This is a genomic window from Gelidibacter sp. (assembly GCF_035577925.1).
Taxonomy (GTDB): Bacteria; Bacteroidota; Bacteroidia; order Flavobacteriales; family Flavobacteriaceae; genus Gelidibacter.
In genome coordinates this window covers 1-16584 of the sequence record NZ_DATJCY010000415.1, presented here as the reverse complement: position 1 = coordinate 16584, position 16584 = coordinate 1, and the positions used below count along the sequence as shown (strand labels likewise).

Below are 16584 nucleotides of genomic sequence, written 5' to 3'. Positions count from 1 at the left end.
TTAATCCATTTCACCTGATCGTTGTAAAGTTTTGTACGTCGCAATGGCCTTTAAACCAATTTTAAATTTGGAACCAATTTCATGGGTTTTGATGTACTTATATCGCCAAACAAAAAAACAGTATTTGATGAGCCACAAGTAGGCAAAAACACCATAAAACCGATAAGCGACGGCCGATTTTGCAGACACTATTGAATCCCTCCCCATATGGCGACCAGAACTTTCTTCGGGATGCATGACAATGGTCTTAGGACAATGATACATAAACAAATCCTTATCATAAGCTTTTCGTAGAAACACGTATTCCTCTGAACCTTGAAACGGACTTCCAAATCCAAAAAACGGACTGTAAACTATATTATGCTCCAAATATATTTTTCGGTTGAAACTTATTACCCATGTATAAATGTGGTGCAAACTGCTTTTAGTATGTGTTTCTACTTTTTCATAAAGGGCATAAGGTTTTCTAAATTCATTCACTGCTTCAAACGATATCATTGCCGCTCCAGGATGTTTTTGATAAGCTTCGAGGATAATTTTATCCATATGAGGCTCATAAACAATATCATCATCGGCCATTAAACATATATCGCCTGTAGCATATGTTAAGGCTAAATTCCTACTTTTGGGCACGCCAAATTCAAAGCAATTGATTACTTTTAAATTTGGCAGGTCAGAAACCAGAATATCCTTGTCCGTCGTTTGATTAATGATCAAAAGGTTATAATTTGAATAATGTTTGTGAGGAAACATTTGTTCCAAAAACGAAAAATCCTTGCGATACATGGTAGAAATCAGTATTTCTAATACTAAGGGTTTTAAAGCTTCGGACGACATTCATTTTATTTATATTGTAAATTTAAAAAGAAAAAACAACTAAACTTATTTATGTCTGCAAATCCGTTGGTAAGTGTCATTTGCCTTTGTTATAATCATGAAGATTTTGTAATTGAAGCTTTAAATTCAATCCTTGCACAAACCTATCAACCTATTGAAATCATAATTGCCGATGATGCCAGTTCGGACCAATCGGTACCGCGCATCAAAAAATGGTTGCAAACGCATCCTACCACGTTTATTGAACATACCATTAATATGGGCAACACTAAAACTTTTAATGAAGCCTTTGCGATGACCAGTGGTGCATATATTGTGGACTTGGCTGCAGATGATATCCTTTTACCCAATTTTGTTGAAGCACAAGTAAGACAATTCCAAAACACTAATCTAAAAAATGTAGGCGTTGTATTTTCAAATATTGAACATGTTGACGAAAATGGCACACACAAGCATTACCTCTACCCTATGCATCCTGATGGTACGGCCATAAAAAAACCGCCAATAGGGAATATATACAAAAATCTAGTAGACAGTTATTTTTTAAGTGCCACATCCATGCTAATGAGTGCCAAGGTACTGCATGAACTAGGAGGATATGATGAAAACCTTGCTTATGAAGACGTTGATTTTTGGTTTCGATCGTCCCGCAACTACGCTTACGATTATGTAGATCGCGTCCTTATGCAAAAACGTGACCTTACGAATTCGTTAAGCAGTAATTTCAATAAAACCCGTGGAAAAAAACTCGCTTTATCTACTTGTAAAATATGTTATAAAGCCTTCCGAATGAACCAAAACAACGACGAGCACAAAGCCCTAAGAAACAGGGTACGCTATGAACTAAGATTAGCCCTGAAAAATAGACAAGTTGGTGTAGCCGCTCGGTTTGCAATATTATATTTAAAAATAGAAATTAGATTAGCGTTCTAATTATCGTCAGTTTTTCCTGATGTTCGGGAAGGTTTAAAATACAGCCAAAGCAAAAAGACAACCACAAAAAAGTAAATGATATTCCGGTAAAAATGCGCCATAACAACGCCTTCAATACCATAAATTGGCATCAGCAGTTTTGAAAATCCGTAAAACAAGCCCAGAGACAACAACTCCGTCACCACAAAGCTTTTGACCATTCTTTTAGCAAGAAATTGATGTGCAATAACTAAAGTTGCCAAGCGGATAAAATCACCCAATAACTGCCATTTAAACAAGGGATCCATTTCTGTAAAATTAGGATACACCAAATTGATAATAAAAGATCTGAACACATAAACCAATAGCATTCCGATGGCAAAAATCGGCAAAATGGTTTTATAGATATGAAGCACTTCTGTTTTAAAAGCTTTAAACTCGCTAATTTGAGCAAATTTTGGGATCACATATAAAGTAAAAAGTCCTGAAGAGAATACCATGTAGTTTTTAGAAATAAAACTCATGCCCGTCCAATTTCCCGCATCGGTATAACTGATAGTATTTGTAATCATGGTCCTGATATCCAATTCAATATAGTTAATCATGACTGTTGATACAAAGGACATCAAAGTAAATGCTAAAAGATGGCGTGCATAAGGTATTTCCAACCGTATGCCCGATGTTTTAATAAAGTTTTTTAATGATTTTCCGAAAACAAAAAGCAATACCAAAATCTGAACAACAGGTGCTAAAACGATACTCATCAACACTCCTATCAAATTAAACTGAAACAAGAACCACACCGTCAATCCCGTAGAAAGGGCATATCCAAAAATGTCGATCTTGGCATAAGTCTTATATGCAGAAACACCATTAATAATTCCTAAGAACAAACGATTGAGAGCAAAAATTGGCAAGACCAAAGCTAAGGAAATGATGACCATGCGCATTTCGGGATCATCAAACAACGTGACCGCAAGAGATTTGGAAAAACCTATAAGAATAGATGCTGACAGCAACGAGCCTATGCTTCCAAAGATATATGCGCTGTTAAATAACTTTTGGAGCTCGTCGTTTTGATCTCTAAATTCGGCAACATACTTTACGATACCATTAAAAGTGCCAAGCGTGGCCGTACTTCCCAAAATTTCCATCAAATTGCGGAGTTGCCCAACTTTTGCAATCCCGGCCTCGCCAATGCTCAAAGAAAGCAAACGTTGGATCACGACCGAAATGATCAATCGAATGATAATGACAACCGCATTTAAAGACGTTATCTTAAAAAGTATGTTTTGCCTTAGTTTCTGTAAGTTCAAATCTTATGGATTCAAAAAAGTAATTATCAAAAATAGTTCTAAAAAGCCATGAGTGGAGGATAAAACTTAAAAACAAGAAGCTTGCTATTCAAAAATTAAATTCTAGGAGTTTGTCTTGCTAATGGCTCATCGTCATCATTTTTTTCAGAAATCACACCAAAAAGTGAACTTTTTAACATTAATAAAATAACACCATAATGCATCAAATAACTCACAAAATGTCCAATAACAGCACCTTTAACCCCAAAAACATCAATCAGATAAACACTTGACAAATACATTATTACCAGCAAAAAAATTTGAATAATGACAAAATGTGTAAACATTCTTCTTGCAACAAATTGATAAGCAATAACAATGGAAAGCACCTTAACAAAATCGCCAAGAAGTTGCCATAAAAAGAGATCTTCCGCAGGCTTAAATGCTTGAGAAAATATAAGCGGTACTATAATTGAACGTAAGAGATAAATAAAAATTAACCCAACACCAAATATTGGCATCGTTGTTTTATAAAAATCAAACACCTCTTTCTTAAACTCTTCTTTTGTATTGATTTCCCTAAGTCTTGGCAAAAAATAAAGTGTTACTACCGTATTGATAAACAACAAATAATAATTTGAAAGACGTTGAACAGCCTCCCAATGTCCAGCTTCTTTTATACCAACGGCTTCTATAATATAATTTCTGATGATAATCAAAACTAACGGCATGGCAATGGCGGTCACCAACGCCATTACAGAATAGGGTGCCAATTTTTTAAATACCTCAAAATTGACATTCGATATTTTTAATAAGGATGTTAAATTACGCTGATTTAATACTCCAATGATGGTGATCAAAAAAACAAGTGCCGGAGCAATAACACCAGCTATTAAAGCACCATCAATATTGTTTTGATAAATCAACAACAAGGTGATAAAAAAACCCAACACTTGTCCAATAACACTTATAATGAGCAGCATATGATACTTTGAATACCCGTTCATTATTGAGAAACTGAACATATTTAATGCATAAAACGGCAATGCCAAAGCCATTATTTTAATCACATAGGCATAATTGAAGATTGACGAAAACAGAAAGTTATTGATTGCTTGAGCATTATAATAGCTTAAAAAAGAAATTAAAATTGTCGATATAAATCCTAAATAATACCCTGTAGATAAGGTTTGACTTAAAGCATTAACGTCATGTCTAACTTCTGAAATTGATTTTACCATACCATGATAAAATCCAAAAACTGAAAATGTCTGAATGGCACTCAAAAAATTCTTCAAATTTCCTATAAGTGCCATCCCTTCTACCCCAATTAAAACAGCAATAACTTTAGAGGTCAAAACACCAGAAACAATCTTTGTAAAAATACTTGCTGTGTTCAAGTTTGCACCCTTAAACAATACATGATTGTTAATATAAGCATTGATTTTTTTCACCTAATATGCATTTAAAACTTCAATAACTTTAGATATTTCCTGCTTTGTCATCACAGGACTTATGGGAATACTCACAATTGTTTTATGAATGCCTTCGGAAATTGGAAATGAATAATTCTGAAAACCCTGCAAAGCATTCTGCTGATGTGGCGCAACAGGATAATGGATCAAACTTTGAATATTATGGAATTCTAAATATTCCATAAAACCTGATCGATCGGCAACTCGTACGGCAAACACATGAAACACATGGTCTAAACCACCGCTATAAAACGGCAAAATGATTTTTTTATTTTTAATTTCTTGAAGATAAGTTACCGCAATACTTTGACGAATAGCGTTATCGGCATCCAGATATTGCAATTTAACATTTAAAAATGCCGCTTGGAGTTCGTCCAATCGGCTATTAAAACCAATAATGTCGTTTACGTATTTTTCCCGACTTCCATAATTTCGCATCATTTTGAGGGTTTCTGCCAACTCCATATCATTTGTGGTCACAGCACCGGCATCACCTAAAGCACCCAAGTTTTTACTTGGATAAAAACTGAATGCTGCAGCGTTGCCCACGTTTCCAGCTTTTTTAAACTTTGAATCTTGAACTGTAAATCCTGCTCCATGTGCTTGTGCCGCATCTTCAATAACCAATAGGTTTTTTGATTTTGCAATGGCATTAATTGAAGTCATATCAGCCAACTGACCATAAAGATGCACTGCCAAAATAGCTTTTGTATTTGGGGTAATGTGCTTTTCTATTTCTTCTACAGAAATATTATAAGTTTCGAGATAGGGTTCCACCAAAACAGGTTGTAATCCAGCATTGATGATTGACAATATAGAAGCAATATATGTGTTGGCAGGAACGATGACTTCATCATTTATTTCTAATTTTCCCAACTGAATATAACTTCTAAAAATCAAAGTTAAAGCATCCAAACCGTTGGCAGTACCAATACAGTATTTTGTACCACAGTAGTTGGCAAAGGCTACTTCAAATTGCGCAACTTCACTTCCCAAAATATAATGTGCATCATTAAGAAAAGAGCAAAATCGCTCCTGAAAATCCTTTTCAAAACGCGCATTGATTTTATGAAGATCTAAAAACTTTATCATATCAATACACTTTTGAGCAAACTTACATTTTGAGTTTTAATGCAATAAAAATCCTGAGTGATCGTACGTGCACCAAAACCTTCTTTCCAAAATTGAAGGCCTTTATTAATGTGTTTTCCATTATTTTCATTAGAAGTGCCAAAATCAAAATAGCGCTTATTGGCATAAACGCCATTAATCAAATAATCATGCAAAAAATCCAAACTTCCTAATCTGTTTTTATCTGAATTACCCGAAATATATTGACAATGTGCCACTTGTTCGGTTTCAAAAATAGTAGCACCCGCTACAATATTTCCATGATGATAGACATTGAATTGTTTAATATGTTCCGGAAATTTCTGTTTTAAATATAAAATCTCTTCTAGAGAATGCACAGGAATTGCATCATGTTTATGTTTCAAATTAATTGTCAGAATATGATTCCAAAATGTTTTAAAATCATCATCATTAACAACCTGCAAAGCCTGTTTATGAGCACGCTTAACTCCTTCTACCCTACTGTCTGAAAACCTTAATCGATGCTGATTATCAATTACTGAAAGGGTATCTCTTCGATACAATTGCGCATTAAGAATAAAATTTAGGTATCGAATTTCGTCAGAAGGAATCACACAATAAATAGATGGAATCTCTTTGAGATATAATACATTAATATTTCGTCCATATAGAAAACTCAAAACGCTTTCGTAAATATTCAAAACAATTTCAGAACGTACTTCCTTTGATAGCAAAAGGCCTCCGTACGTTAATCCTTGATGGGAATGGAGTTCATCGCCCACCCTATTTGCGGGCAATAAGGCCACAAGCTCTTCATTCTTAAAAACCATCAACGAATAATCCTCAAACCGATGTTGATGATACTCCATAAAATCACGATGGAATAAAAATGTCCCATTCTTGGAATGTCCAACAAAGGCATTCCAATCGTTTTTAAATTTAGATTGATAAATTTCAACTGAATAAGTACTCAAGCGGAAAACAGATAATGAAGTTAGTGGTTTAAATTGCAATCCAAAATACAATAATTTTAACAATTGTGTTAAAATTATCAATGATTTTAATATTTAGTCATAAACCTTCCATTTTAGATATCGTATTTCATAAAAAAAGGAACTCCTAATGGAATTCCTTTCTAAAATAATTCAAGTCACTCGAATTATACGTTTTTATTTCTTTTACGTTCTACTTCCGTCAATAAAATTTTACGCAAACGTAAATGGTGTGGCGTAACCTCTACATATTCGTCTTTTTGGATATACTCCAAAGCTTCTTCCAAAGAGAATTTTATTGCTGGGAAAATACGTGCTTTATCATCGGTTCCAGAAGCACGAACGTTACTCATCTTTTTGGTTTTTGTGATATTCACGGTCATGTCATCGCCACGTGAGTTTTCGCCAATAACTTGTCCTTCGTAGATATCTTCGCCAGGTTCAACAAAAAATCGACCTCTATCCTGGAGTTTATCAATTGAATAAGGAATAGCCTGACCGTTTTCCATCGATACCAACGATCCATTTTGACGTTCAGGAATACCACCTTTAAGCGGTTGGTATTCAATAAAACGGTGTGCCATAATAGCTTCTCCCGCAGTCGCTGTAAGCAATTGGTTACGTAAACCAATAATACCGCGAGATGGAATATGGAACGTACAGGTCATACGATCGCCCTTAGCTTCCATGGTCAACATTTCGCCTTTACGCAAAGTCACCATTTCAATAGCTTTACCTGAAACATTTTCTGGCAAATCGATAGTCATTTCTTCAACAGGCTCACATTTTACACCATCAATTTCTTTGATAATAACTTGTGGTTGGCCTATTTGAAGTTCATAACCTTCACGGCGCATGGTTTCGATCAAAACAGATAAATGCAAAACACCACGGCCAAAAACCATAAATTTATCTGCACTATTGGTTTCGCTAACACGCAACGCCAAGTTTTTTTCTAGTTCTTTATTCAAACGCTCTTTGATATGGCGCGAAGTAACAAATTTGCCATCTTTACCAAAAAACGGCGAATCGTTAATGGTGAACAACATGCTCATGGTTGGCTCATCAATAGCAATGGTTTGCAAACCTTCAGGATTTTCATAATCGGCAATAGTGTCGCCAATTTCAAAACCTTCCAAACCGACCAAAGCGCAAATATCTCCGGTTTGGACCTCATCGACCTTTTTACGCCCCACACCTTCAAACACAAAAAGTTCCTTAACTCTTGATTTTACAATTTTGCCATCACGTTTTACCAACGAAATATTCATTCCGGATTTCAAAGTGCCACGTTGCAAACGCCCAATAGCAATTCGACCTGTAAACGATGAGAAATCTAAAGAAGTAATTAACATTTGGGTTGTGCCTTCTTTAATTTCCATGGATGGAATATGCTCAATAACCATGTCCAACAAAGGTTCAAGAGAGTCGGTTGGTTTTCTCCAATCGGTGCTCATCCAATTGTTTTTGGCTGAACCATAAACTACTGGAAAATCGAGTTGCCATTCTTCGGCACCCAATTCAAACATTAGGTCGAACACTTTTTCGTAAACCTCATCTGGTGTACAGTTTTCTTTATCCACTTTATTGACAACCACACAAGGTTTTAATCCCAAATCGATTGCTTTTTGAAGTACAAAACGTGTTTGCGGCATCGGTCCTTCAAAAGCATCTACCAACAGCAATACGCCATCGGCCATATTTAATACACGTTCTACTTCCCCACCAAAATCGGCGTGACCCGGAGTATCAATAACATTTATTTTTGTGCCTTTATATGATACGGCAACATTTTTGGAGGTAATGGTAATACCTCTTTCGCGCTCCAGATCTTCATTGTCAAGGACTAATGCACCCGTGTTCTCGCTTTCTCGAAACGTGTGACAAAAGTACATGATCTTATCTACCAAGGTTGTTTTACCATGGTCAACGTGTGCAATAATTGCAATATTTTTTATTGTAGCCATATATCTGGTGCTATTTTTTCAGCGTGCAAATGTACGATATTTTTTTCACAAATTATCTTGATGATTCTGGTATTTTGAAATTTTGTGATAACGTTTCAGGATTAATTCTCAACAAAACCGCCCTAACATACAACATTGACATTGAATGCATTAAAACCCTATGAAACCTGTTCATAAAATATTCATGGAGCCATACATCTTATTATACGAAACAGAAAACAACTTTTGTTTTTATGAAATTTCTACAGAATTGTAAAATTTGATAAGGTATTTTAATCATTTAAAACCTCTTTAAAAAACACATCCCAAAAAATATTAGAACCAAATACTTCCTATAAAAAACAAGTTTACATCAATTATATTGCTATAAACTTAAACTCAGAACGCATTTTGCATCTTGTAAAAACAACTCTGAATGGCTCCAATTTTTTTGCAAGTAAAAATTCAGAATTTAATATCATAAATACGTATTAAACTGATACTTCCACGCACATAATTTTCCGTAACTTTGCACTTTAAAAATTTTAATCAAATGAAACTCAACGACGTTCCAAAATTAAAACATATAACTGCCAATAACTTCTTTTTATTGGCAGGTCCTTGCGCCATTGAAGGCGAAGAAATGGCATTGCGCATTGCCGAAAAGGTTGTAAAAATCACAGACAACTTGCAAATTCCTTATGTATTTAAAGGAAGTTTTAAAAAAGCCAACCGAAGTAGAATAGATAGCTTTACAGGTATTGGCGATGAAAAAGCCCTTAAAATATTGCGCAAAGTTTCTGAAACTTTTGATGTACCAACCGTTACCGATATTCATGAAATATCGGATGCATTAATGGCTGCCGAGTATGTTGACGTATTGCAAATTCCGGCATTTTTGGTGAGACAAACCGATCTGGTTGTTGCAGCTGCAAAAACTGGAAAAGTGGTCAATCTAAAAAAGGGCCAATTTATGAGTCCGGAAGCGATGAAGCATGCCGTCCAAAAAGTAAAGGATGCCGGCAATGAAAAAGCATGGATTACGGATAGAGGAACCATGTTTGGCTACCAGGACATGATTGTCGATTTTAGAGGAATCCCGACGATGCGCCATTATGCACCGACCATCTTGGATGTGACGCACTCTTTGCAACAACCCAACCAAAGTATTGGCGTAACAGGTGGCCGTCCAGATATGATTGAAACTATTGCCAGAGCTGGCGTGGTCAACAATGTGGATGGTTTGTTTATAGAAACACATTTTGATCCGGCCAACGCAAAAAGTGATGGCGCCAACATGCTGCACTTAGATAATTTAGAAAAACTACTTACCAATCTCGTCGCCATCAGAAAGACGATTAATACTTTATAAAATATTTTTTGAAATGTTTAAAAAAACTTACCCACCTTTTTTGGGTGCATTCCTATTGCTCCTCGGTTTCAAAGGGTTTTCACAAGATATCGTAGAACCTAACAGATATACAGCGTCCAATAAAGGTAAGCTTTTTGTGAGCTGGGGCGGTAACCGTGCTGGATTTACAAAATCGGACATTACTTTTAAAGGTGAAGATTATGACTTTACCATAAAAAATGTAACGGCACATGACAAACCCAAAGGCTGGCATATTGATTACATCAATCCGGCGCGAATGACCATTCCACAAACCAACTTTAAACTGGGTTATTTTATTTCTGACAAATACACCGTATCAATTGGTTTGGACCACATGAAATACGTTATGGACAACAATAAAAATCGAGAACTTGACGGGTATATCAATTTGCCTTCAGATGCTACCGGATCCATCTATAACGGGGTTTACGACAACCAGAATTTTTTCGTTTCTGAAGAGTTCTTAAAGTTTGAACATACCGATGGCTTAAACTATATCTATGCCGAAATTGCAAGATATGACGATATTTCCTCATTGTTCAGAATTCAAAATACCGATAAATTTCAAGTTAATATCACCGAAGGGATTGGCGCAGGAGTTCTTTTTCCAAAAACAAACACCACACTTTTAGGCAAAGATCGTTACGACCAATTTCATGTCTCAGGTTTTGGCGTTTCGCTGAGCGCCGGTCTCAACCTCACCTTCTTTAAACACTTTTTTATTCAGGGTGATTTGAAAGGCGGTTATATTAATATGGGCAATATCAGAACCACGCACAATTCTGCCGATAGCGCATCACAGCATTTTTTCTATAAACAAAGGGTCATTAGTTTGGGTGGTATTTTTAGAGTTTAATTATGATACAAATTAGAGAAGCAACATTAGAGGATATTCCGTTCATCACCAGTATTTTTAGGGACACCATTACCCATGTCAACTCCAAACATTATTCGGAAAAACAAATTAAAGTATGGGCATCCGGAGCTTCAGAAATTGAAAAATGGGAAGAACGCATTAAAAACTCTTATTTTATTGTAGCAGAACTCAATGAAACGATTGTAGGTTTTGCATACCTTAGCAACGGAAATTGTTTTGACGGTCTGTTCATTCATAAAGATTATTTACGTCGAGGATTCGGCACCAAATTAATGCGCATTATAGAATCTAAGGCCATCTCAACCGGATATGAAATCATCAAATCGGATGTTAGCATTACGGCACTTCCTCTTTTTGAAAACCAATATTATATTGTTGAAAGAAAGCAAAAGAAAAACTATAAAGGTCTTTCTTTCGAAAATTATATCGTTTACAAGGAACTGTAAAATTTAGTATCTTTCCAAATACCAAAATTTTCATGTAACACACTTATGAAATTCCTAAAAATCATATTGGCCACTGCTATCGTCTTGTGCATAGTACTTGTGGCCACCGATTATTGGATTTCCCATAAAGCAGAAGGTTATCTTTATTCCAAAGTAGCCGACATCCCTAAAAACAAGGTCGGTTTATTGCTCGGCACCAGCAAATACATTGCAACAGGAGGTATAAATCCTTATTACACCTATCGTATTGATGCTGCTGTTGCCCTATTTAAAGCTGGAAAAATTGATTATATCCTCATAAGTGGCGATAATAGTCATATCAGTTATAATGAACCTGATACTTTCAAAAAAGACCTCGTCAAAAGAGGAATCCCCGAAAACAAAATTGTGCTGGATTATGCCGGATTTAGAACTTTAGACTCGGTTATCAGGGCCAAGAAAGTTTTTGGGCAATACAGCATGACCATTATTTCCCAGAAATTCCACAATCAGCGCGCCATCTATATCGCCAAAAATTTTGACATTGACGCTATTGCTTTTAATGCTAAAGATGTCACTAATCGTTATGGATTAAAAACCAGATTAAGGGAATATCTGGCAAGATCTAAAGCATTTATGGATATCGTATTCAATGTCGGACCCAAATTTTTGGGAGAAAAAATTCCGATAGGATAAATGATATAAGGTTGTCAAAAAACTTTCTGAAATTCTCAAAAGCCATTTTGTATATCCGTTCAGGCGGGAGACATCGGTTTTTGAATATTGAAAACTCCTTCATGGAACTTTATGAAATAGCTTTTTATGGCTACAAGCACTAATCCCTAATTTCTACCCACTATTATTAAAAAGCATCCTCTAAAGAACAGTTACCATGTTAGCATTAACCGAATATTCTGTACTTTTATAATCTTACAAACCTAAACACATCACATGAAAAAAATCACACTTTATTCATTTTTAATGCTTTTGATGTTTTTCTCCTGCAAACAGGAACCAGAAAAGCAAGCCCAACCACGCACTATTGGCCAACTGACTATCTCCAATGAACACCCAAAACCTAGCGACCATTTAGACCTTACTTATAATAACGACAAGGACGTTGAAGCCTTTTATTACTATATGGTGGGTACAAAAAAATATCCTGTTGACATTGATTTTTCAAAAACTGATGGCCAACAAAAAGCGGCTATAAAAATCCCCGATTCGGCAATTGCATTGGCTTTTATTATAAAAGTTGACGACAAAATTGATGACAACAATAAAAAAGGTTATTTGTTACCATTGTACACTAATGATGACGTACAAATTTCAGGGAGCAACTCAGCTATTTCTTATTTCGCTTTGCGAAACGGCGGCAATTATAATATCGTTGGAGATGAAAATGCCACTTTGAGCACGATCAAAACTGAACTTGAAGCACATCCCGAACTCAAAGAAAATTGGGAAGTGCCTTACTTGGAATTACTTTTCAAAAACAATAAAGAAGAAGGCAAAAAACTCATTGAGGACTATGCGGCGGCTATTGGTAAAAAAACGGAGGTATCAGAAAAAGAATATGCGTCGGTAATGCAGTTTTACCGTATGTTGAAAAATAAGATAAAAGAAGATTCTGTAAAACAGATTGCTTTGGCAAAATTCCCGAAAGGCACAACAGCCAATTTTGAACTGATTGATCAATTTCAAAAAGAAGGTGATTTAACTAAAAAAGTGGCAATTTTCAAAACCTATGCTGAAAGTAACCCAAAATTAGGAAATTTAGGAAATTACATGGCAAGTGCTTTGGCCAGAACCTATTACCAACAAAAAGACATGGATAACTTTGACAAATACTTGTCTAAGGTGGATGAAAAATCAAACAGAGCTTCTGTTTTAAACAATCTTGCCTGGTCGATGGCAGAAAGTGGTGAAAACCTGGATCAAGCTGAAAAAATGTCAAAAACATCATTGGAATTGATCACCTCCTTACAACAAAATTTGGATGACAAACCAGAGTTTTATACAAAAAACCAGTATGACAAAAACTTAAAATCGTCTTATAATATGTATGCCGATACTTACGCTTTCATCCTTTTCAAACAAGGTAAAGTAAAGGAAGCTATTGCATATCAAGAAAAAGCACACGATCCAAAAGCAAGAGATCTTGCTGCCAATGAGCGTTATATTGACTATTTGATTGCTGACAACCAAACCGAAGCCGTTAAAGAAAAGGCAGAAAATTTTATCAAATTAGGATATGCCAACAACAAAATAAAAGAAGCTTACAAAACGGCCTACCTACAGCAAAACCCTTCTGCAACCGATGCTGAAGAAAACATAGTTGCTTTTGAAAAAGAAGCTTATGCGGCACAAGTGGCAGAAGTAAAAAGTACAATGATGGATGAAGAAGCACCATTGTTTACTTTAAAAGATATGAAAGGAAACGACGTGTCACTAGCCTCTTTAAAAGGAAAAATTGTGATTTTAGATTTTTGGGCAACCTGGTGCGGCCCTTGCATAGCATCATTCCCAGGCATGCAAGAAGTAGTTACCAAATATAAAAATGATGATAAAGTGACTCTTTTATTTGTGGATACTTTTGAACGAGGGCCGAACAGGGAAAAAATGGTCGAAGACTTTATCAAAGAAAACAAATACACCTTTGAGGTTCTGTACGACAAAGAAATTGAAGGCTCTAATAGTTTTGAAGTTGCGGGTAAATACAATATTGAGGGCATTCCGACCAAAGTCATCATTGGGACCGACGGACGAATGAAATTCATCTCGGTGGGTTATAGCGGCTCCAATGAAAAATTAATTAAAGAAATGGATATTATGATTAATATCTTGAAATCATAATTGATAAATTTTTAAAATCAAAAAAGCCTGAAATTAAAACATCAGGCTTTTTTATTTATTTCCCATCTGCATAATCCTGCAAATAAGCAAACCGCTTGGTAAGCTTACCATTTTCGGTAATCTTAGCACGTTTAAGAATGCCGTTTTCGTCATTATTAAAAAATGCAGGAAGCACATGTTTGATAAACATATCAGCAAAACCATCGCTGGCATCTTTTGGAAGTTCGCATGGTAAATTATCAACCGCCATTACAGTTATAGCGTTTTTGGCATCAAATGCAACTTCCTTTTCCTGTTGGGCGTCATAGCCATAAAAAGGTTCGGCAATAGTTGACGCTCGAATGGTAGAAGCCACAGGACCACCAACATCACAGCTAATGTCCGCTACAATTGAAATATTAAAATCTGGTGATTTTGCATCTTCCTTTGTAAATAAAAACGGAGCGCCATTACCATAAAAATGACCTGCCATAAATAAATCGGTCTGTTTGGCATATGGCATAAAATTACTTTCATACTCGGATGGATCTTTATAAAACTGCTGCTTATAACCAACTTTTCCATCTTTGCGTTTATTATATTCCATAACATCCACCATGCAGTAAACCGGCTCGGTAAACTTGGCCGTTAAATACAGCGCATCGCCAATTTCTTTTATTTTTAGATGATCCAGGATTTCCTTAGCGCCATGGGCAACTTTTCCGGTTCCGGACAGCAATATTTTGATTGGTGGCATGGTTATTTTATCCAGTTCGGATTTTACTTCGTTTAAATCGGCCAGAGTTTCAACTTTTGGCAAATTGAATAATTTATCCCTTAAACCTAAAGCCCTAATTCCATTATATGCACCAACCAAACCAGCATAACGACCAAAACCTATTAACCGCGAACCACTTTTTCTGACCATAGTTTCATGATCCAAAAGCACAATGTTATTTTCAAGAATAGCTTGAAGCAATTTTTGATTTTGGGGTTGCTTTTTAATGGTATGCGAAAAGAAAATATACTTTTTATTAGGAATTAGCGCATCAACCGGCACTTCCTTAACTCCTAGAAAAACATCGGCATCCGACACGTCATCCGTAACCTTAAACCCTAATTTTTCATAAGCCTCATCAGGAAAAACCCTGATATCACTCGATTCTATAATAAATTCGGCATCGGGAAACAAAGCGCTTGCTTCTACTAATTTTTCTGGTGGAAATACAACACGTCTATCAGGTGGATTTTTACGTTCTTTAATGATGGCAAATTTCATTGATTATTATAAGTTTTATTAGTGAAAATTAAATTTTGAGCATACATTTTGCCCAATAAATCAACTTTTTCACGAAAATAAGTCGATTTGTAAGTTTTAGCAAACATTCCTAAATAAAAATGTTTAGAACCTTAGTTCAAGTTTAACGCATTGTTATAATCCATCGGATTTTGTTATAGGAATAATTCTAAGCCAGATTAGACCGCAATCATTAGCATGTTGTTGTTTATAGAAAGGAAAACTTTTTTTCAAAAATAACTTTATTTATGTTTCGTATTGTTATTCAATATTCCTTCTGAATTTACATTTTAGTACTTTAAAAGTATGTTTATGCCAATTATCTATCTTCAACTTACTAAAATAGTTTATATAATCCATTTCAACTACAATTCAGAAATTAGTATATTGTGATTAAATTTATAACCATAAATTTGAATGTTTCTAGAGATTCCAATATTAATCGTTGAACATCTGCATCAAACTATTTTCTAAATCATCAAAATTCGAATATTTACCTTTAATGATTCCTTCAGGATCTATTAAGATATATGTTGGTAAAAACTCAATGTCGTATTTTTGTTTTATCCCATATGAGTTTTTATCTAAAAAAACGTGATGCCAAATATTAGTGTCGTCTTCTTTAATGGCATTAAGCCATGAATTTTTATTACTATCGCTCGACAAACCAATAATTTCAACGCCCTTTTCTTTATGTTTTTTATAAAAATCAACCAACTTTGGTGCCTCTTTTCTACAAGGTCCACACCAACTCGCCCAAAAATCCAATATTATATATTTATCTTTAAAAGATTTTAGGTCTATTAATTGGTTATTTAAATCAACCAGGCTAAAATCAACCAGATTATCCCCAACTTTCAAAGGAGTTTCAGCACTTTCAATCATTGAATTTAAATAGCTACCATAATAACTTTCTTTTACATTTTCAGAGAAATTATTATATAAGTTCTTGATAGTATCTAGCGGCATGCTTTTAAAATAATATGCGCTTAAATAATAGGGTCCTAGAAAGGAGCTTGGCATGGATGCTATGTATTTGATTCTTATATCCCTGATTTTTGCTTGGTGACGGGTCCACTCTTTTTTTATATTTACTAATTGAGACTTTCCAATAGAATCTATATCATTATCTTTAGAACCTTCTAATATCCTATTCCTCTTTAAAGATAGCTGTGTCAATTTCTCATATTCGTTTTTTGTTAATTCAT

14 protein-coding genes are annotated in these 16584 nt (G+C 35.1%); 6 read left to right on the top strand and 8 right to left on the bottom strand.

Features of this window, described 5'->3' with window-relative positions; all coding sequences use genetic code 11:
• Positions 1-837 (bottom strand): glycosyltransferase family A protein, encoded by an 837-nt coding sequence (locus VNJ50_RS15595; protein ID WP_325583218.1) that lies wholly within the window; start codon positions 835-837, stop codon positions 1-3.
• 51 nt (positions 838-888) lie between these two features.
• On the opposite strand from VNJ50_RS15595, the gene VNJ50_RS15590 reads away from it, so the two are divergent.
• Positions 889-1770 carry a glycosyltransferase family 2 protein gene (locus VNJ50_RS15590; RefSeq protein ID WP_325583217.1) on the top strand — a complete coding sequence of 294 codons (882 nt, stop codon included), beginning with the start codon at positions 889-891 and terminating at the stop codon, positions 1768-1770.
• Here VNJ50_RS15590 and VNJ50_RS15585 read toward each other — a convergent pair.
• The 5 genes from VNJ50_RS15585 to typA all read right to left on the bottom strand — a co-directional run bounded on the left by VNJ50_RS15585 (position 1767) and on the right by typA (position 8570).
• Positions 1767-3065 carry an O-antigen translocase gene (locus VNJ50_RS15585; RefSeq protein ID WP_325583216.1) on the bottom strand — a complete coding sequence of 433 codons (1299 nt, stop codon included), beginning with the start codon at positions 3063-3065 and terminating at the stop codon, positions 1767-1769. The two genes, VNJ50_RS15590 and VNJ50_RS15585, sit on opposite strands and share 4 nt — an antisense overlap.
• A gap of 95 nt (positions 3066-3160) precedes the next feature.
• Positions 3161-4498, bottom strand: coding sequence for an O-antigen translocase (locus VNJ50_RS15580; protein WP_325583215.1), 1338 nt, complete (start codon positions 4496-4498; stop codon positions 3161-3163).
• The gene (locus tag VNJ50_RS15575) at positions 4499-5611 is read right to left on the bottom strand and encodes a DegT/DnrJ/EryC1/StrS family aminotransferase (RefSeq protein WP_325583214.1); all 1113 of its coding nucleotides are present in this window, start codon (positions 5609-5611) and stop codon (positions 4499-4501) included.
• Positions 5608-6666 (bottom strand): GNAT family N-acetyltransferase, encoded by a 1059-nt coding sequence (locus tag VNJ50_RS15570; protein ID WP_325583213.1) that lies wholly within the window; start codon positions 6664-6666, stop codon positions 5608-5610. The genes VNJ50_RS15575 and VNJ50_RS15570 overlap by 4 nt, the downstream gene beginning before the upstream one ends.
• A 104-nt stretch (positions 6667-6770) precedes the next feature.
• Entirely contained in the window at positions 6771-8570 is a 1800-nt protein-coding gene (typA, locus tag VNJ50_RS15565; RefSeq protein ID WP_325583212.1) for a translational GTPase TypA, read from the bottom strand.
• 532 nt (positions 8571-9102) lie between these two features.
• Between typA and kdsA the strand changes: the two genes are divergently transcribed.
• From kdsA to VNJ50_RS15540, 5 genes are all read left to right on the top strand, one after another.
• Positions 9103-9921: a 3-deoxy-8-phosphooctulonate synthase gene (kdsA, locus tag VNJ50_RS15560; protein WP_325583211.1), complete on the top strand. Its 819-nt coding sequence runs from the start codon at positions 9103-9105 to the stop codon at positions 9919-9921.
• 13 nt (positions 9922-9934) lie between these two features.
• The gene (locus VNJ50_RS15555; protein WP_325583210.1) at positions 9935-10798 is read left to right on the top strand and encodes a hypothetical protein; all 864 of its coding nucleotides are present in this window, start codon (positions 9935-9937) and stop codon (positions 10796-10798) included.
• A 2-nt stretch (positions 10799-10800) separates the two neighbouring features.
• Positions 10801-11265 (top strand): GNAT family N-acetyltransferase, encoded by a 465-nt coding sequence (locus tag VNJ50_RS15550; RefSeq protein WP_325583209.1) that lies wholly within the window; start codon positions 10801-10803, stop codon positions 11263-11265.
• A gap of 45 nt (positions 11266-11310) precedes the next feature.
• Positions 11311-11940 (top strand): SanA/YdcF family protein, encoded by a 630-nt coding sequence (locus VNJ50_RS15545; protein WP_325583208.1) that lies wholly within the window; start codon positions 11311-11313, stop codon positions 11938-11940.
• A gap of 255 nt (positions 11941-12195) precedes the next feature.
• Positions 12196-14100, top strand: coding sequence for a redoxin domain-containing protein (locus tag VNJ50_RS15540; protein ID WP_325583207.1), 1905 nt, complete (start codon positions 12196-12198; stop codon positions 14098-14100).
• 55 nt (positions 14101-14155) lie between these two features.
• Here VNJ50_RS15540 and VNJ50_RS15535 read toward each other — a convergent pair whose 3' ends face one another.
• Positions 14156-15358, bottom strand: coding sequence for an NAD(P)-dependent oxidoreductase (locus tag VNJ50_RS15535; RefSeq protein ID WP_325583206.1), 1203 nt, complete (start codon positions 15356-15358; stop codon positions 14156-14158).
• A 456-nt stretch (positions 15359-15814) separates the two neighbouring features.
• Positions 15815-16584: TlpA disulfide reductase family protein (locus VNJ50_RS15530; RefSeq protein WP_325583205.1), on the bottom strand; the 770-nt coding region annotated here is incomplete at its 5' end.

Coding starts and splice junctions, on each gene's coding strand:
- VNJ50_RS15595 (WP_325583218.1), bottom strand. CDS start 837: ATGTCGTCCGAAGCTTTAAAACCCTTAGTATTAGAAATACTGATTTCT.
- VNJ50_RS15590 (WP_325583217.1), top strand. CDS start 889: ATGTCTGCAAATCCGTTGGTAAGTGTCATTTGCCTTTGTTATAATCAT.
- VNJ50_RS15575 (WP_325583214.1), bottom strand. CDS start 5,611: ATGATAAAGTTTTTAGATCTTCATAAAATCAATGCGCGTTTTGAAAAG.
- typA (WP_325583212.1), bottom strand. CDS start 8,570: ATGGCTACAATAAAAAATATTGCAATTATTGCACACGTTGACCATGGT.
- kdsA (WP_325583211.1), top strand. CDS start 9,103: ATGAAACTCAACGACGTTCCAAAATTAAAACATATAACTGCCAATAAC.
- VNJ50_RS15555 (WP_325583210.1), top strand. CDS start 9,935: ATGTTTAAAAAAACTTACCCACCTTTTTTGGGTGCATTCCTATTGCTC.
- VNJ50_RS15550 (WP_325583209.1), top strand. CDS start 10,801: ATGATACAAATTAGAGAAGCAACATTAGAGGATATTCCGTTCATCACC.
- VNJ50_RS15545 (WP_325583208.1), top strand. CDS start 11,311: ATGAAATTCCTAAAAATCATATTGGCCACTGCTATCGTCTTGTGCATA.
- VNJ50_RS15540 (WP_325583207.1), top strand. CDS start 12,196: ATGAAAAAAATCACACTTTATTCATTTTTAATGCTTTTGATGTTTTTC.
- VNJ50_RS15535 (WP_325583206.1), bottom strand. CDS start 15,358: ATGAAATTTGCCATCATTAAAGAACGTAAAAATCCACCTGATAGACGT.